Origin of the sequence: Sulfuritortus calidifontis (assembly GCF_003967275.1) — a bacterium.
In the GTDB taxonomy this organism is placed as follows: domain Bacteria; phylum Pseudomonadota; class Gammaproteobacteria; order Burkholderiales; family Thiobacillaceae; genus Sulfuritortus; species Sulfuritortus calidifontis.
This window is the reverse complement of the sequence record NZ_AP018721.1, coordinates 1,851,486-1,869,619: the sequence shown is the minus strand read 5'-3', so window position 1 is coordinate 1,869,619 and position 18,134 is coordinate 1,851,486. Positions and strand designations below refer to the sequence as shown.

Annotated in this window: 11 protein-coding genes, 2 tRNA genes and 3 rRNA genes; 13 read left to right on the top strand and 3 right to left on the bottom strand. The window is 59.9% G+C overall.

The features are described from left to right. Positions 1-85: 85 nt before the first annotated feature. The 13 genes from tyrS (at position 86) to zapD (ending at position 14,778) form a co-directional block, all read left to right on the top strand. Positions 86-1,285, top strand: a complete 1,200-nt coding sequence (gene tyrS, locus EL388_RS09550) for a tyrosine--tRNA ligase (RefSeq protein WP_126462925.1) — start codon at positions 86-88, stop codon at positions 1,283-1,285. Positions 1,286-1,304: 19 nt separating this feature from the next. Then, positions 1,305-1,961 (top strand): ArsR/SmtB family transcription factor, encoded by a 657-nt coding sequence (locus EL388_RS09545; RefSeq protein WP_126462924.1) that lies wholly within the window; start codon positions 1,305-1,307, stop codon positions 1,959-1,961. A gap of 359 nt (positions 1,962-2,320) precedes the next feature. Then, positions 2,321-3,852: ribosomal RNA gene (locus EL388_RS09540) — 16S ribosomal RNA — on the top strand. Positions 3,853-3,920: 68 nt separating this feature from the next. Next, positions 3,921-3,997: transfer RNA gene (locus EL388_RS09535), tRNA-Ile, on the top strand. Between the two features lie 5 nt (positions 3,998-4,002). Beyond that, positions 4,003-4,078: transfer RNA gene (locus EL388_RS09530), tRNA-Ala, on the top strand. A gap of 247 nt (positions 4,079-4,325) precedes the next feature. Beyond that, positions 4,326-7,624: ribosomal RNA gene (locus EL388_RS09525) — 23S ribosomal RNA — on the top strand. A gap of 136 nt (positions 7,625-7,760) precedes the next feature. After that, positions 7,761-7,874: ribosomal RNA gene (gene rrf / locus EL388_RS09520) — 5S ribosomal RNA — on the top strand. The 16S, 23S and 5S rRNA genes sit together here with 2 tRNA genes alongside, the layout of an rRNA operon. A gap of 243 nt (positions 7,875-8,117) precedes the next feature. Then, positions 8,118-9,413, top strand: a complete 1,296-nt coding sequence (locus EL388_RS09515; RefSeq protein ID WP_126462922.1) for an HlyC/CorC family transporter — start codon at positions 8,118-8,120, stop codon at positions 9,411-9,413. A gap of 66 nt (positions 9,414-9,479) precedes the next feature. Continuing rightward, positions 9,480-11,201 carry a type IV-A pilus assembly ATPase PilB gene (gene pilB, locus EL388_RS09510; protein ID WP_126462920.1) on the top strand — a complete coding sequence of 574 codons (1,722 nt, stop codon included), beginning with the start codon at positions 9,480-9,482 and terminating at the stop codon, positions 11,199-11,201. A gap of 16 nt (positions 11,202-11,217) precedes the next feature. After that, on the top strand, positions 11,218-12,438 hold the full coding sequence (locus EL388_RS09505; protein ID WP_126462917.1) for a type II secretion system F family protein: 1,221 nt from the start codon (positions 11,218-11,220) through the stop codon (positions 12,436-12,438). Positions 12,439-12,487: 49 nt separating this feature from the next. Beyond that, positions 12,488-13,321: a prepilin peptidase gene (locus EL388_RS09500; RefSeq protein WP_232019102.1), complete on the top strand. Its 834-nt coding sequence runs from the start codon at positions 12,488-12,490 to the stop codon at positions 13,319-13,321. A gap of 1 nt (position 13,322) precedes the next feature. Further along, positions 13,323-13,949, top strand: coding sequence for a dephospho-CoA kinase (gene coaE, locus EL388_RS09495; protein ID WP_126462912.1), 627 nt, complete (start codon positions 13,323-13,325; stop codon positions 13,947-13,949). A 49-nt stretch (positions 13,950-13,998) separates the two neighbouring features. Beyond that, positions 13,999-14,778, top strand: a complete 780-nt coding sequence (zapD, locus tag EL388_RS09490) for a cell division protein ZapD (protein WP_126462909.1) — start codon at positions 13,999-14,001, stop codon at positions 14,776-14,778. A 10-nt stretch (positions 14,779-14,788) separates the two neighbouring features. Here the strand turns inward: zapD and EL388_RS09485 are convergent, their stop codons facing one another. The 3 genes from EL388_RS09485 to EL388_RS09475 all read right to left on the bottom strand — a co-directional run bounded on the left by EL388_RS09485 (position 14,789) and on the right by EL388_RS09475 (position 18,122). Further along, entirely contained in the window at positions 14,789-15,880 is a 1,092-nt protein-coding gene (locus EL388_RS09485; RefSeq protein WP_126464069.1) for an anhydro-N-acetylmuramic acid kinase, read from the bottom strand. 5 nt (positions 15,881-15,885) lie between these two features. Then, positions 15,886-17,154: a M23 family metallopeptidase gene (locus EL388_RS09480; RefSeq protein WP_126462904.1), complete on the bottom strand. Its 1,269-nt coding sequence runs from the start codon at positions 17,152-17,154 to the stop codon at positions 15,886-15,888. A 110-nt stretch (positions 17,155-17,264) separates the two neighbouring features. Next, positions 17,265-18,122 carry a radical SAM protein gene (locus tag EL388_RS09475; RefSeq protein ID WP_126462901.1) on the bottom strand — a complete coding sequence of 286 codons (858 nt, stop codon included), beginning with the start codon at positions 18,120-18,122 and terminating at the stop codon, positions 17,265-17,267. Between the last annotated feature and the right edge of the window lie 12 nt (positions 18,123-18,134).

Below are 18,134 nucleotides of genomic sequence, written 5' to 3'. Positions count from 1 at the left end.
GCGAAAGCGAGGGATGGCCGGACCGCCCTAAGGCGGGGCGGACACATTCCCTTCACATTATTGACGTTTCGCCTGAGCATCGTTTATGCCCTCCATCGAAGAATCCCTGGAAATCATCAAGCGCGGCTGCGACGAGCTGCTGATCGAGGCCGAGTTGGTCGCGAAGCTGAAGAAGGGCAAGCCCCTGCGGGTCAAGGCCGGTTTCGACCCGACCGCGCCCGATCTGCATCTCGGTCACACCGTGTTGATCAACAAGCTGCGCCAGTTCCAGGAGTTGGGCCACGAGGTGATGTTCCTGATCGGCGATTTCACCGGCATGATCGGCGACCCGACCGGCAAGAATGTCACCCGCAAGCCGCTCACGCGCGATGCGGTGATTGAGAACGCGCGAACCTACGAGCAGCAGATCTACAAGATTCTGCACCCGGAAAAGACCCTGGTCATGTTCAATTCCAGCTGGATGGGCGAGATGAATGCGGCCGATCTGATCCAGCTGGCGGCCAAGCACACAGTAGCGCGCATGCTCGAGCGCGACGACTTCTCCAAGCGCTATGCCGGCGGCCAGCCGATCGCCATCCACGAATTCCTCTATCCTTTGATCCAGGGCTACGACTCGGTGGCGATGAAGGCGGATGTCGAACTTGGCGGCACCGACCAGAAGTTCAACCTGCTGGTCGGTCGCGAGCTGCAGAAGCACTATGGCCAGGAGGCCCAGGTCGTGTTGACCATGCCCATCCTCGAAGGCCTGGATGGCGTGCAGAAGATGTCGAAGTCACTGGGCAACTACATCGGCATTGCCGAGCCAGCCAACGAGATGTTCGGCAAGCTGATGAGCGTGTCTGATACCTTGATGTGGCGCTATATCGAGTTGCTCTCGTTCCAGCCCTTGTCGGCGGTGCGGCAGTGGCGGCAGGAGGTCGAGGCCGGGCGCAACCCGCGCGACATCAAGGTGATGTTCGCCCAGGAGATCGTCGCCCGCTTCCATAGCCAGGCCGCGGCCGAGGCGGCACTGGCCGACTTCGAGGCGCGTTTTCGTCAGGGTGCGATCCCCGATGAGATGCCGGAGTTCACCCTGGAGGCGACGGCCGATGGTCTGCCTGTGGTGCAGTTGCTGAAGCTGGCCGGCTTGGTGCCGAGTACCTCGGAGGCCATGCGCCAGATCGCAGGTGGCGGCGTTAAACTGGACGGCGAGAAGGTGAGCGACAAGGGGCTGGTGGTGGCCAGGGGCGCTACCGTGGTGGCCCAGGTGGGCAAACGCAAGTTTGCCCGTGTGACGGTGGGATAACTCTTTAAGCAAGGACGTCATGTCCGGAAAGACGCTGCTGTTCGAGCAGTTCGCCCGCGTGGCCAAGGCTTTGGCCAGTGCCAATCGCTTGGGTTTGCTGGAAGCCTTGGCCCAGGGTGAGCGCAGCGTCGAGATGCTGGCCAAGGCCACCGGCATGTCGGTGGCGAACACCTCGCATCATCTGCAGGTGCTCAAAGACGCCGGGCTGGCGGTCTCGCGCAAGGGAGGTCTGCAGGTCTTCTATCGGCTCTCCGACGATGAGGTGGTCGGTTTGCTAGGTTGCCTGCAGCGGGTGGCCGAGAAGCATCTGGCCGAGGTCGATCGCATCGTTCGCGAGCACTTCGACAAGTTCGATACCCTGACCCCGGTCGGCCACGACGAGTTGCTCAAACTGACGCAATCCGGTGAGGCCATGGTGATCGATGTACGACCGCCGGAGGAGTATCGGGCAGGTCATATCCCCGGCGCGGTCAATGTTCCGCTGGGCGAGCTGCCCACCCGGCTCAAGAAGCTGCCGCGCAATCAGGAGATCGTCGCCTATTGTCGCGGTCCGTATTGCGTGCTGGCTTTCCAGGCCGTCGAGCAATTGCGTCAGGCCGGCTTCGCCGCGCGTCGCCTCGAAGACGGTTTTCCTGAGTGGAAGGCGGGCAAGCGCCCGGTCGAGTCGGGCGAGTAGTTCGCACAGCTCGGGCCGCTCTTCTCAGATTATTTTCTCGCCCTTGTTTGTGGCTAAGTGACTGGCCATTCAGCGCTTTGTTTCTGCCCGTGCATTGGCGCCGTCTATGCCTTGAAAAATTTTTAAATAAATCCTTGACCGCTTTTTTCAGGTCCGTATAATGCGCGGCTTCCCTGCTGCTGCAGACAACGCGGCGACGGGCGAAAAACTGATCTTTAACAAGTAGAAACAGCCTTAAGAAGTGTGGGCATTGGGTTTGGAGCGGAAGGTTCCTTTTTGGGACTGGAAGCTAACAAGTAAGACCTGATGCTCGAATTGTCAGTTTGATTCTGATGAGTTGAGCGGTAAGTAAAGAGATTGAACTGAAGAGTTTGATCCTGGCTCAGATTGAACGCTGGCGGCATGCCTTACACATGCAAGTCGAACGGCAGCACGGGAGCTTGCTCCTGGTGGCGAGTGGCGAACGGGTGAGTAAAGCATCGGAACGTACCGCGTAGTGGGGGATAACGTAGCGAAAGTTACGCTAATACCGCATACGTCCTGAGGGAGAAAGCGGGGGTCGCAAGACCTCGCGCTATGCGAGCGGCCGATGTCGGATTAGCTAGTTGGTGGGGTAAGAGCCTACCAAGGCGACGATCCGTAGCGGGTCTGAGAGGATGATCCGCCACACTGGGACTGAGACACGGCCCAGACTCCTACGGGAGGCAGCAGTGGGGAATTTTGGACAATGGGGGAAACCCTGATCCAGCCATGCCGCGTGGGTGAAGAAGGCCTTCGGGTTGTAAAGCCCTTTCGGACGGAAAGAAATCATCGCCTCTAACATAGGCGGTGGATGACGGTACCGTAAGAAGAAGCACCGGCTAACTACGTGCCAGCAGCCGCGGTAATACGTAGGGTGCGAGCGTTAATCGGAATTACTGGGCGTAAAGCGTGCGCAGGCGGTTTTTTAAGCCAGATGTGAAATCCCCGGGCTTAACCTGGGAATGGCATTTGGAACTGGAAGACTAGAGTGCGGCAGAGGGGGGTGGAATTCCTGGTGTAGCAGTGAAATGCGTAGAGATCAGGAGGAACACCGATGGCGAAGGCAGCCCCCTGGGCCGACACTGACGCTCATGCACGAAAGCGTGGGGAGCAAACAGGATTAGATACCCTGGTAGTCCACGCCCTAAACGATGTCAACTGGCTGTTGGGGGAGCAATCTCTTAGTAGCGAAGCTAACGCGTGAAGTTGACCGCCTGGGGAGTACGGCCGCAAGGTTGAAACTCAAAGGAATTGACGGGGGCCCGCACAAGCGGTGGATGATGTGGATTAATTCGATGCAACGCGAAGAACCTTACCTACCCTTGACATGGCAGGAACTTGCCAGAGATGGCTTGGTGCCCGAAAGGGAACCTGCACACAGGTGCTGCATGGCTGTCGTCAGCTCGTGTCGTGAGATGTTGGGTTAAGTCCCGCAACGAGCGCAACCCTTGCCATTAGTTGCTACGAAAGGGCACTCTAATGGGACTGCCGGTGACAAACCGGAGGAAGGTGGGGATGACGTCAAGTCCTCATGGCCCTTATGGGTAGGGCTTCACACGTCATACAATGGTCGGTACAGAGGGTTGCCAACCCGCGAGGGGGAGCCAATCCCAGAAAACCGATCGTAGTCCGGATTGTTCTCTGCAACTCGAGAGCATGAAGTCGGAATCGCTAGTAATCGCGGATCAGCATGCCGCGGTGAATACGTTCCCGGGCCTTGTACACACCGCCCGTCACACCATGGGAGTGGGTTGCTCCAGAAGTAGGTAGCCTAACCGCGAGGGGGGCGCTTACCACGGAGTGATTCATGACTGGGGTGAAGTCGTAACAAGGTAGCCGTAGGGGAACCTGCGGCTGGATCACCTCCTTTCTAGAGCGTGCTCTGGACTCAGTGTCCACACTTCGCAAGGCTGTTCCGTAACAACACGCGGACGCGATGGGCTTGTAGCTCAGTTGGTCAGAGCACACGCTTGATAAGCGTGGGGTCGCTGGTTCAAATCCAGCCAGGCCCACCAGATTCGGGGGTGTAGCTCAGCTGGGAGAGCACCTGCTTTGCAAGCAGGGGGTCATCGGTTCGATCCCGTTCACCTCCACCAGGTTTGGTGGTGAGGCGTTAGGAGTGAAGAGAAGGGTGTTTTGCCTTACTCCTCACTCCTCACTCCTTACGGAGTGAGAGGCTGTTGTTCTTTAACAATTTGGAAGAAGGTAGTTTGATTCACATTGATGAGGTGTGAGTTGAACTTTGGGTTTGATTGCATTGGGCCTTATCTTTTTAGTCGGAGATAAGGCTGGCAGACACGAAACCTGTAGCCTTTGATCTCGGAAGAGAGCTCAAGGTTATAGGGTCAAGTGACTAAGTGCATGTGGTGGATGCCTTGGCGATCACAGGCGATGAAGGACGTGGTAGCCTGCGAAAAGCGCGGGGGAGCTGGCAAACGAGCTTTGATCCCGCGATGTCCGAATGGGGAAACCCACCCGCGAGGGTACCCTTGACTGAATACATAGGTCATGTGGAGCGAACCGAGTGAACTGAAACATCTCAGTAGCTCGAGGAACAGAAATCAACCGAGATTCCCAAAGTAGTGGCGAGCGAAATGGGACGAGCCTGCACAACTAAACCAGTCTCTCAGCAGAACGGTCTGGAAAGTCCGGCCATAGTGGGTGATAGCCCCGTATGTGAAAAGAGATTGGCGGGTCTAGGTGTGCGACAAGTAGGGCGGGACACGTGTAATCCTGTCTGAAGATGGGGGGACCATCCTCCAAGGCTAAATACTCGTGATCGACCGATAGTGAACCAGTACCGTGAGGGAAAGGCGAAAAGAACCCCGGGAGGGGAGTGAAATAGATCCTGAAACCGCATGCATACAAACAGTGGGAGCCTCCTTGTGGGGTGACTGCGTACCTTTTGTATAATGGGTCAGCGACTTACGTTCAGTTGCGAGCTTAACCGAATAGGGGAGGCGTAGCGAAAGCGAGTCTGAACAGGGCGTTCAGTAGCTGGGCGTAGACCCGAAACCGGATGATCTATCCATGGCCAGGTTGAAGGTGCGGTAACACGCACTGGAGGACCGAACCCACTAGTGTTGCAAAACTAGGGGATGAGCTGTGGATAGGGGTGAAAGGCTAAACAAATCCGGAAATAGCTGGTTCTCCTCGAAAACTATTTAGGTAGTGCCTCGTAATAGGCCTCCGGGGGTAGAGCACTGTAATCGTTGGGGGGGTCACTTAGATCTACCCCGCGATAGCAAACTCCGAATACCGGAGAGTCGTTTTACGGGAGACAGACATCGGGTGCTAACGTCCGGTGTCGAGAGGGAAACAACCCAGACCCACAGCTAAGGTCCCAAATGATGTGCTAAGTGGTAAACGAAGTGGGAAGGCTAAGACAGCCAGGAAGTTGGCTTAGAAGCAGCCATCCTTTAAAGAAAGCGTAATAGCTCACTGGTCGAGTCGTCCTGCGCGGAAGATGTAACGGGGCTAAGCACATAACCGAAGCTTGGGATTCAGGAATCAGAGTTCAGGAATTAGGTATCAGAATGGCGGTGCATCGGTTTGAAGATTTGGAGGTATTCAAGCGGGCCTACAAGGTTTCGTTGGAGATTCACCAAATCAGTCTGGCGATGCCGCAGGTTGAGCAGTTTGGGCTGGCCGAGCAGATGCGTCGGGCCAGCAAGTCGATCTGTGCCAATCTGGCGGAGGGCTTTGGTAAGCAAAGTCTGTCGAAAACTGAATTCAAGAGGTTCATCAAGATGGGTATCGGGTCGGCCGACGAAATGCGAGTTTGGCTGCGATACTGTCTGGACCTGGGATATCTAGATCAGATTGATTGGCAGTGTCTACGCGACGAGTACGAAGAGGTGGCGAAGATGCTGCAGGGTCTCGCGCGCGGCGTGGCCTGATCTGATCCCTGATCCCTGACCTCTGATTCCTGAGTGGTAGAGGAGCGTTCTGTAGGCCTGTGAAGGTGTCCTGTGAGGGATGCTGGAGGTATCAGAAGTGCGAATGCTGACATGAGTAGCGATAAAACGGGTGAAAAGCCCGTTCGCCGGAAGCCCAAGGTTTCCTACGCAACGTTCATCGGCGTAGGGTGAGTCGGCCCCTAAGGCGAGGCAGAGATGCGTAGCTGATGGGAAACAGGTCAATATTCCTGTACCTTCGTTAACTGCGATGGGGGGACGGAGAAGGCTAGGTCAGCCGGGTGTTGGATGTCCCGGTTCAAGCGTGTAGGCGTGCTGCATAGGCAAATCCGTGCGGCTTAGCTGAGGCGTGACGACGAGCGGCCTTGAGCTGCGAAGTGATTGATGCCCTGCTTCCAGGAAAAGCCTCTAAGCTTCAGGTTAACGAAGACCGTACCGCAAACCGACACAGGTGGGCAGGGTGAGAATCCTAAGGCGCTTGAGAGAACTCAGGAGAAGGAACTCGGCAAATTGACACCGTAACTTCGGGAGAAGGTGTGCCCTGGTAGGGTGAAGGCCCTTGCGGCTGGAGCTCGAAGGGGTTGCAGTGAAAAGGTGGCTGCGACTGTTTAATAAAAACACAGCACTCTGCAAACTCGAAAGAGGACGTATAGGGTGTGACGCCTGCCCGGTGCCGGAAGGTTAAGTGATGGGGTGCAAGCTCTTGATCGAAGCCCCGGTAAACGGCGGCCGTAACTATAACGGTCCTAAGGTAGCGAAATTCCTTGTCGGGTAAGTTCCGACCCGCACGAATGGCGTAACGATGGCCACACTGTCTCCTCCTGAGACTCAGCGAAATTGAAGTGTTTGTGAAGATGCAATCTCCCCGCGGCTAGACGGAAAGACCCCATGAACCTTTACTGTAGCTTTGCATTGGACTTTGACGGGACTTGTGTAGGATAGGTGGGAGGCTGTGAAGCGGTGACGCCAGTCATCGTGGAGCCAACCTTGAAATACCACCCTGGTGTCGTTGAGGTTCTAACCTGCGCCCGTGATCCGGGCGGGGGACAGTGCATGGTAGGCAGTTTGACTGGGGCGGTCTCCTCCCAAAGTGTAACGGAGGAGTACGAAGGTTCTCTAGACACGGTCGGAAATCGTGTTGATAGTGCAAGGGCATAAGAGAGCTTAACTGCGAGACCGACAAGTCGAGCAGGTGCGAAAGCAGGTCCTAGTGATCCGGTGGTTCTGTATGGAAGGGCCATCGCTCAACGGATAAAAGGTACTCTGGGGATAACAGGCTGATTCCGCCCAAGAGTTCACATCGACGGCGGAGTTTGGCACCTCGATGTCGGCTCATCTCATCCTGGGGCTGTAGCCGGTCCCAAGGGTATGGCTGTTCGCCATTTAAAGAGGTACGTGAGCTGGGTTTAAAACGTCGTGAGACAGTTTGGTCCCTATCTGCCGTGGGCGCTGGAGATTTGACGGGGGCTGCTCCTAGTACGAGAGGACCGGAGTGGACGCACCGCTGGTGTACCGGTTATGACGCCAGTCGTATCGCCGGGTAGCTAAGTGCGGAAGAGATAACCGCTGAAAGCATCTAAGCGGGAAACTTGCCTGAAGATAAGATCTCCCGGGGACTTGATCCCCCTAAAGGGTCGTCGAAGACTACGACGTTGATAGGTCGGGTGTGGAAGCGCAGTAATGCGTTAAGCTAACCGATACTAATTGCCCGTGCGGCTTGACCCTATAACCTTGAGTGGCCAGTGCCATTAAAGGGCAGCGTGTTCTGAACGCATCAAACCCAACCCAACCTTCTTCCCAACTGTTAACAACAGACATACCGGATCGCGTCGGTCGCACAACGCGGCCGATCTCAGTTATGTCTGACGACCATAGCGAAGTGGTCCCACGCCTTCCCATCCCGAACAGGACCGTGAAACGCTTCAGCGCCGATGATAGTGCGGATTGCCCGTGTGAAAGTAGGTCATCGTCAGACTCTTATTCGAAGGGATATTCGGCAGCGCCGGATACCCGGTAGGGCGTAGTCCCTACTTCAGCGAAGGCTAACCTGCATGGCAGGTTATGCCGCAGCTAAAGTAGGTCATCGTCAGACTCCTACAACAAAAGCCCCCCAGGAAATCCCTGGGGGGCTTTTTATTTGTCCGGCGTGGTTGGCTTCTTGACAGCGTACTAGCCAAGCTTAAACTTAGCACTTCCCCAGCCATGATCGTAATTTCCCTTGGATAGCATCCCTCTCAGTGCACTACTGATAGCACTGGTCGTCCTGCTTGTCGCCTCTGGTTTTTTTTCCATCTCTGAAACGAGCCTGATGGCGGTCAACCGCTACCGGCTGAAGAGCTTGGTGAAGGCCGGACATCGCGGGGCCCGTCTTGCCGAACGGCTATTGGTGCGTACCGACAAACTGCTGGGCGTGATTTTACTGGGTAACAACCTGGTCAATGCGGCGGCGGCGGCCCTGGTTACCGTGATCGCCTTTCGCTTGTTTGGCGAGAATGAGTATGCCCTGTCTCTTGCGACTGTCTGCGTCACCTTCTTGATCCTGGTGTTTTCCGAGGTTAGCCCTAAGGTCATGGGGGCGGCATATCCCGAGCGTGTGGCACCCGTAGTCAGTTATGTTCTGTCCCCGCTGCTTAAGTTGATGCAGCCTGCTGTCTGGTTCATTAACCTATTCGTCAATGCCCTGCTCAGGCTGCTACGGCTTCGCCCGCCTGATCTTGCATCTGGCAGCGTGATGGGGGTGGAAGAGTTGCGTACCCTGCTGGCCGAATCCGGCCATATGTTGCCCAAGGCGCATCGCGGCATCCTGCTTAATCTGTTCGATCTGGAGAAGATCACGGTCGACGATGTCATGCGGCCCCGGGGACAGATCGAGGCGATCGACCTACTGTCGCATCCGGACGAGCTTTACCAGGAATTGGCTACCAGTCATCATGCCCGTGTGCTGGCCTACGAGGGCGAAGTGAATAATGTGGTCGGGATCGTCAAGGTGCGCCGTGTCCTTGCTCACTGCGCGGATGGTAAGGTGGACATGGACACCCTGCGCGAGCAGCTGCGTCAACCCTATTTCATTCCGTCTGGCACGCCGCTGTTGACGCAGTTGCATGCCTTCCAGGAGACGCATCAGACTTTCGGTCTGGTCGTGGACGAATACGGTGACCTCCTGGGCTTGGTGACAGTCGACGATATTCTGGAGGAGATTGTCGGCGAGTTCGCCGCGGCCTCGCCTTTGCAGAGTCCGTTGGTCATTGCAGACGAGGATGGCAGCTGGCTGGTCGAGGGGTCCAGCAGCATTCGCGAGTTGAATCGCCGCTTGGGGTTGGCATTGCCTCAGGAGGATGCGCGGACACTGAACGGGCTGATCCTGGAGCACCTGGAAGCAATGCCGGAGGCCGGGGTTAGCGTGATGATTGCGGGCTATCCGATGGAGGTCATCCAGGTCCAGGACCGCATGGTGAAGACCGCCCGCATCTATCCCCGGCGGCCGGAAGCCGGCGAGACCAGGGCAGACCTTTGACTTATCTTCAATACTTGCATTAAATAGGCGCATCTGACTGATTTGCCATGGATATCGGGATAGCCGGTGGTCGCCGCCAATGCCTCTAATACCTTGACGGGCCTGTGTCGGGCCCTAGTGCAGCATGGCCTGCTCAAACAGGAGGAAGGCGAGTCGCTGCAGGAACAGGCCAAGGCGGCCGGCCAGTCTTTCCTTGGCTATATCCTGGCCAACCGGCGCTTCAGTTCGACCCAGGTATCCACTTTCGCTTCACAGACCTTCGGCCTGCCTTTCTTCGACCTCGATGCGATCGATCCGGATGTGATCCCCCGGGTTATCAAGGACCCGGCGGTGCTCGAGAAGCATCGGGTGGTTCCGCTTGCACAGCGGGGCAACCGCCTGTTTGTCGGCATTGCCGACCCGAGCAATCTGCAGGCGCTGGATGAGGTGAAGTTCCAAACCGGCCTGACGGTGGAGCCGGTGGTCGTCGAGGATGACAAACTGGGCAAAATCGTGGCCAAGCTGGCCGAAGGCTCCCAGGAGAATGTGCTCAAGTCGATCGAGACGGATGATCTCAATCTCGAGTTCACCGACGAGGAGACCCAGGCAGCGACCATGGAGGAGGGCGGCGTCGATATCGACGATGCCCCGGTGGTCCGCTATCTGCAGAAGATCATGCTGGATGCGATCAACTCCGGTGCTTCCGACATTCATTTCGAGCCCTACGAAAAGTATTACCGCATCCGGTATCGCCTGGATGGCATCCTCTATGAGATCGCCCAGCCGCCTTTGGCGATCAAGGACAAGATCGCCTCGCGGATCAAGGTCATCTCCAAGCTGGACATCTCCGAGAAGCGGGTGCCGCAGGACGGTCGGATCAAACTGGTGGTCTCGCGGACTAAGACCATCGACTTTCGGGTCAGCACGCTGCCGACCCTGTATGGCGAAAAGATCGTCATGCGGATTCTCGATCCGAGCAGCGCCCAGAAGGGCATCGAGTCGCTCGGCTACGAGCCGCAGCAGATGGAGGCGCTGATGCACGCCATCCAGCGCCCCTACGGCATGGTGCTGGTGACCGGCCCGACCGGCAGCGGCAAGACGGTGTCGCTCTATTCCTGCCTCAACATCCTGAACAAGCCGGACATCAACATCTGCACGGTCGAGGACCCCGCCGAGATTCAGCTCGCCGGCATCAACCAGGTCAACGTCAACGAAAAGGCCGGGCTCACCTTTGCTGCCGCCCTGAAATCCTTCCTGCGGCAGGATCCGGACATCATCATGGTCGGCGAGATTCGCGACCTGGAGACGGCGGAAATCGCCATCAAGGCGGCGCAGACCGGCCACATGGTGCTGTCCACCCTGCATACCAACGATGCGCCCTCGACCCTGACCCGGCTGGCCAATATGGGGGTGCCGACCTACAACGTGGCGGCCTCTGTGCTGCTGATTACGGCCCAGCGCCTGGGCCGCCGGCTCTGCTCGAATTGCAAGCGGCCGGTCGACATCCCGCCAGAGGCCTTGTTGAACGCCGGCTTTACCGAGGCAGACCTGACCGGCGACTGGCAGGCATACACGGCAGTCGGCTGCGATGCCTGCAAGCAGACCGGCTACAAGGGCCGGGTCGGCCTGTATCAGGTCATGCCGATCTCGGATGAGATCAACCGGATGATCCTGAAGAATGCGACGACGATGGATATTGGGGCTCAAGCCAAGCGGGAAGGCGTGCTCGACTTGCGCCAGGCGGGGCTGCTCAAGGTCAAGGCGGGCATGACCTCGCTGGAAGAGGTCTTGTCGGTGACGAACGAATAACACTGGAGATCGGGACATGGCCGTTGCCAAAGCCGCCGCGAAGCAGATGACCTTCCTTTATGAGGGCACCGACAAGACCGGCAAGAAGGTCAAGGGCCAGCTGCTGGCTGGCGGCGAGACCATGGTACGCGATGTGCTGCGCCGCCAGGGCATTGTCGTGCAGAAGGTCAAGAAGCAGAGCCGCCTGGCCGGTGCCGGCAAGAAGATCACCGAGAAGGACATTGCCCTGTTCACCCGCCAGCTGGCGACTATGATGAAGGCCGGCGTGCCGCTGCTTCAGGCCTTTGATATCACGGCCCGCAGCCATGCCAATCCAGCGGTGCAGAAGCTGCTGGGCGAGGTCAAGGCCGACATCGAAACAGGTACCGGCCTGAGCCAGGCCTTCCGCAAGCACCCCAAGTACTTCGATGGCCTCTATTGCAACCTGGTCGCTGCCGGTGAGCAGGCTGGCATCATGGATACGGTGCTCGATCGCCTCGCCATCTACAAGGAGAAGATGCTGGCGATCAAGGGCAAGATCAAATCCGCCCTGATGTACCCGGCCATCGTCGTCGTGGTCGCCTTCGTCATCACCGCCGGCATCATGATCTTCGTCATCCCGGCCTTCAAGCAGCTGTTCGAGAGCAGCGGCGGCGAGTTGCCGGCCCTGACCCAGATGGTGATGGACTTCTCCGACCTGTTCGTCGAATACTGGTGGCTGATCTTCCTCTCCATCGGCGCAGCCGTGGCCGCCTTCGTCCAGGGGGTGAAGCGCTCGCCCAAGTTCTCGGCCATGGTCGACGCCTGGACGCTCAAGCTGCCGGTGTTCGGCATGATCATCGAGAAGGCCACGATCGCCCGCTGGGCCCGAACCTTCTCCTCCCTGTTCGCCGCCGGCGTGCCCATGGTCGAGGCCCTGGATTCGGTCGCTGGTGCTTCGGGCAATGCGGTGTATTACGATGCCACGATCAAGATCAAGAGCCAGGTGGCGACCGGCACCAATCTCACGGCGGCCTTGCAGGACGCCAAGATCTTTCCCAACATGCTGGTGCAGATGGTCTCCATCGGCGAGGAATCCGGCTCGCTCGACAGCATGCTGGGCAAGGTGGCCGACTTCTACGAGCGCGAGGTCGACGACGCGGTCGATGCCCTGTCCAGCCTGATGGAGCCGCTGATCATGGTGATCCTCGGCGGTCTCATCGGCACCATCGTGGTGGCCATGTACCTGCCAATCTTCAAGATGGGCAGCACGGTCTGAGCCCGCATCCTCTTCATTCGCCTTGTTTGCCGCTATGCCCGTGCCGGTGATGGAACCTGCCTATCTGATTGTCTTGTCCCTGGTCTTCGGCCTGGTCATCGGCAGCTTCCTCAACGTCGTCATCCACCGTCTGCCGCGCATGCTGGAACGCGAGTGGCGACAGCAGTGCGCCGAATTCGAAGGCAAGACCTCGCCGGCAGAGGCGACCTACAATCTGGTGGTGCCGCGTTCGGCCTGCCCGAACTGCGGCCATCGCATCGCCTGGTACGAGAACATTCCCATCCTGAGTTTTCTGCTGCTCAAGGGCCGCTGTGCCGGCTGCGGCAGCCCGATCCCCTGGCGCTATCCCGCGGTCGAGTTGATTACCGGCCTGCTGTTCGCCTATGCCGTCTGGCAGTTCGGCGTGGATGGCCGCACGCTGGCCGTGCTGGTGCTGCTCGCCTTGCTGATCGCCCTGACCTTCATCGACCTCGATACCTATCTGCTGCCGGACAACCTTACCCTGCTCCTGCTCTGGCTCGGGCTGGCGGTCAATCTGCAAGGCCTATTCGTGCCGATCGAAGAGGCGGTGATCGGTGCCATGGTGGGCTATATCAGCCTGTGGAGCGTGTACTGGTTGTTCAAGCTTGCCACCGGCAAGGAAGGCATGGGCTATGGCGATTTCAAGCTGCTCGCCGCCCTCGGGGCCTGGCTGGGCTGGAAGATGATCCTGCCCATCCTGCTGGCCTCCAGCATCGTCGGCGCCCTGATCGGCATCGGTTTGATCCTGTTCGCGGGCCGTGATCGCGCACGGCCCATCCCCTTCGGCCCCTATCTGGTGCTCGGCGGCATCGTCTGCCTGTTCTGGGGACCAGTCCTGGTTCGGCTCTATCTGCCTGCCTGAAGTGCCTGCCGCCGCTCGCCCTTTCTGTATTGGCTTGACCGGTGGTATCGGTTCGGGCAAGAGCACGGTGGCTGAGATGTTCGCCGACCTGGGGGTGGCGATCATCGACACCGACCGGATATCGCGGGAACTGACCGCCGCCGGCGGCGCTGCCATGGCCGCCATTCGCGCCGAATTCGGCGAGGTCATGGTCAGGCCAGACGGTTCGCTCGATCGGCCGCGCATGCGCGAGCAGGTCTTTGCCGACAGTGCGGCGCGCCAGCGGCTGGAGGCGATTTTGCACCCCATGATCCGGGCTGAGGCGGAGCGGCAGTTGGCGGCGGTTCAAGGCGGCACTTACGCCATGCTGGTGGTACCCCTGTTAGTGGAGACCGGCGCCTACCGCAAGCTGATCGACCGCGTGCTGGTGGTCGACTGCGACGAGTCCCGCCAGCTGCGCCGGATTGTCAGTCGCGATGGCCTTGATGAAGCCCAGGCGCGCGCCATCCTGGCTGCACAGGCCGACCGGCAGCAGCGTCTAGCAGCGGCCGACGACGTCCTGGAGAACCAGGGCTCGCTTGAGGCGTTGCGTGGCAAAGTCGCTGCCCTGCACGCGAAATATCAGAAAATGGCCCAGGCGGCGCGATAAACATTGCCTAAACGCCGGACCTTCCTGCACAATCGCCGATTAACGGGGGATGACAATCGGGTTGCCTGGCTTGCCGATCACATATGAGTTTCCACTGCATGAACGTATCCGCACCTGGCTAAGGCTGGAGGATTTGTTCGACAAAGTGCAGTACTTCATCAGCGTGGACAGCGCACGCGCACACCATGCGGCCTTGCTATCCCTGTTCGAACTCGCCGAAGTCACCGCCCGTCCCGAACTCAAGAGCGAACTGATCCAGGAGTTGGATCGGCAGAAAGCTGGCCTGGAAAGCCTGCGGCACAATCAGGCGGTAGACCAGGGCCGGTTGGATACAGTGCTGTCCGAGATTGCCTCGAATCTTTCCGATCTGCACGCCATCAGCGGCAAGGTCGGCCAACACCTGCGCGAGAACGACTGGCTGTCCGGCATCAAAAGCCGCTCCAGCCTGCCCGGCGGTGTCTGTGGTTTCGATGTGCCTTGTTATCAACATTGGCTGCATCAGTCCTGGGTCAGCCGGGCCAGCGATCTGAACGAGTGGCTCGCCCCCATGCTTGCCATCCGCAACGCTGTCACCCAAGTGCTGCGCATCCTGCGCGACAGCGGCCATGCCAGTCGTCATACGGCCGCCGCCGGTGCTTTCCAGTTGATGCTGGGCGGCCGCACCGCCCATCTGGTGCGGGTCGAGGTCGATGACAGCGTGCCCTGCGCACCTGAGATCAGTGCCAACAAATACGCCATCAACATCCGCTTCGTTCAGCCGGAAAAGACCCAGAAACCGCGCCCCTGTGATCTGGACGTCAGCTTTTCCCTCACCCTCTGTAATCTTTAGAGACAGGCCTTCAGGCCGGGTAGATACCACCTAGCACCCGGGGGCCGGCGGCGCCGGTCACCTCGGGCAGGTTACCCGGTTTGCCTTCCAACGCCTGGGCCCCGAGCCAGGCGAAGGCCATGGCCTCCACCCAGTCGACGCCGACGCCAAGCTCGTCGGTGCTGCCCAGCTTCATGTCCTTCAACTTGCGGGTCAGGACCGACTGCAGCATGCGGTTGTGGGCGCCACCGCCACAAAGATAGATCGCCTGGGTGTCCGGGCAGTGCTGCCGAATAGCCTGGACGATGGCTTCCGCCGTCAATTCGAGCAGGGTGCGCAGCACGTCGGCCGGCACCTCGTGGCCGGTCAGCAGGCCGTCAAGCCAAGCCAGGTTGAATTCCTCGCGGCCGGCGCTCTTCGGCGGGACGGCGTGCAGGAAGGGGTGGCTAAGCAGGCGTTCGAGCAGGCCGGGCAGAATCTCGCCCTGGCTGGCGAGCAGGCCGCCCTCATCGTAGTGCTGGTACCAGTGGCGCTGCACCCAGGCATCCATCAGCATGTTGCCCGGGCCGCAATCGAAGCCCAAGACCGGGCCGGCATCGGGCAGGTAGGTCAAGTTGGCGATGCCGCCGATATTGACGATGGTCCGGGTTTGCCCCGCCTGGCGGAAGATGCCGGCGTGAAAGGCCGGCACCAGCGGGGCACCCTGGCCGCCGGCGGCGATGTCACGGCTGCGGAAGTCGGCCACCACGGTGATGCCGCAGCGTTCGGCCAGTCGGGCTGCGTTGACCAGTTGCAGGGTGTAGCCGTCGGCCGGCCGGTGCCGCACCGTCTGGCCATGGCAGCCGATGGCGCGAATGGCCGAGGCCGGCAGCTCAGCCTTGGCCAGGAGCTGATGCACGGTCTCGGCATAGAGGTCGGCCAGTTGATTGGCCAGGCGGGCCGCCTTGTCCAGTTCGTTGTCCGAAGGCTCATGCAAGGCGAGCAGGGCCTGGCGCAGGGTATCGGGATAAGGCAACACGTGGGTGGCCAGCAGGGTTGGCGTCGATTGCAGCGAGACGACGACGGCATCGACCCCGTCCAGGCTGGTGCCCGACATGAGGCCGATGAACAGGTCTTGCTGCAGGGGGGTCAATCCAGGAAGGCGGTGCGGCTGTTGCGCGACATGTCCAGGCGAGCGGCCAGCGGCTGGATCGTGTTCACGAACAGGTTGCGGTATTGCGCGGCCAGCGGATAGGCGTTCGGCAGCTTCAGGGCCAGCGGGTTCTTCTGCTCGCCGTTGACCCGGAATTCGTAGTGCAGATGCGGGCCGGTGGCCAGGCCTGTGCTGCCCACGTAGCCGATGACCTGGCCCTGGCTGACCCTGCTGCCGCGCTTGACGCCCTTGGCGAAGCGGGAGAGGTGGCCGTAGGCGGTGCTGTATGGACCCTGGTGGTTGAGCACCACCAAGTTGCCATAGCCGCCCTGGCGGCCGGAGAAGCTGACCACCGCATCGGCCACGGCGCGGATCGGCGTGCCGGTGGGGGCGGCATAGTCGATGCCGCGATGAGCGCGCCACTCATTCAGTACCGGGTGATAACGGGCGTTGGAGAAGCCCGACGAAATCCGGGTAAAGGGCATGGGCGACTTCAGGAAGGCACGCCGCATATTCTGGCCGCTGGTAGTGTAGTAGCCGTCGCGGCCCTTGGGGTCGCGAAAATAGAAGGCCCGGTAGCTCTGGCCGCCATTGATGAACTCGGCGGCCAGCAGCCGCCCAGTCTTGATCGTGCTGCCCTGGTAGGTATAGCTCTCGTAAATCACCGAGAAGCGGTCGCCCTTGCGCAGGTCGCGGTGGAAGTCGATGTCGCTGGAGAAGATCTCTGCCAACTGGGAGGCAACGCTGTCCGGTACATTGGCGGCATCGGTGGCGCCGAACAGGGAGCCGTCGATGGCGCCGCCGCGGGTGACCTGCTGGATCGTCGGCTTGATTGCGGATTCCTGCATGCGGAAGCTGTTGTTCACCCGTTGCAGGGTGATCAGACGGTCTTCGGTCGGCAAGTATTGCAGGGAGATCAGGCGGCCGGTCGAGGTTACCCGGGCCAGGACGGTACGGCCCACGGTGAGGTGGCCGAGGGCCTTGGTTTCGCGGCTGGCGGTCAGCACGGCGCTGATTTCTTCCTGAGCCACGCCCAGACGCTGCAAAAGGTGGGAGAGGGTTTCGCCGGAGCCGATGCGCTCCTCGCGCCAGAAGTCGAAACTGCCGCTGTCGGTCAGGGCGGGGGCGGGCAGCGTCAGCGCCTGGCTCCAGGTTTCCTGAGCGATGTCCTCAGTGACGGTATCCGGTGCCAGACCGAAGGCGGCGACCACGCCGAACATCGGGATTGAGGCGAGGAGAAGAACCAGACGCTTTTTGATGAACATTGGAGCTTATTGTCTTCCCTGAACGACCGGCTGGCCGCTATCAAAAAAACGGCTGCCGAAGGCAGCAAGTGGCCCTAGGTTAACAGAAAAAACCCATATAGCAAAAGGTCTTAGGGGCTGGTTTTTACCGTCAGACCGCAGCGTTGGCGGATGCGATCGGCGAAGGCGCCCAGCCAGGCCTTGGGCAGCCGGCCAAGGCGACCGGCCTCCGGCTGGGTCGAGGGCCGGGCCAGGCCGTAGAGCAGCACGCCATGCAGCGGCACGCCCTCCGCCTTCGCCCGCGCCAGCAGGTCCAGATAGGCGGCAAGCTCCGCCTCGGCCGGCGGCTCGCCGTCCAGGGTGAACAGGCAGGTCTGCAGCCAGGTCGGGCAGAGCCCGGCGGCCGTCTTCAGATTGGCGTAGACCCGTTCCGGTTCCAGCTCGGCGTTGTTGATCTGGCGGATGCCTTCGCGGGTGGCGCGATCGAGCTTGAACCAGACCTCGCCGCCCAAGGCCTGCATCCGGCGCAGGCCCTCCTGAACATGAGGCTTGTGCACCAGGCTGCCGTTGGTGATCAGCACCAGCTTGATCTTGCCCAGCAGACCGAACTCCGCCAGCACGCGGCCGATCAGGCTCACGACCTCGGCGAATTCCACCGCGCTGGTCGGCTCGCCGTTGCCCGAGAGGGCGACGTCGTTCAGACGGCGCATCTCCGCTGGCACGTTCCGGGCCATGAAATCGCCTTGCACGATGTCGGTCAGCATCCGCCGCAGTTCGGCCTCCAGCAGTCTCAGGTCGATCGGCGGCGGCCCGCCGCGGGCGAGATCGGGTACCTGGCAATAGATGCAGCGCCAGTTGCAGGCATTGTTCGGGTTGAGATTGACCCCGACCGAGACGCCGCCGGCCCGGCGCGAAACCACGGGGTAGACATAAGTCATCCCCGCGCGGTTGCGGTCGTGGTTGCGGGTGGTCAGGGTTTGTTCCGACATGGCGCGATTGTG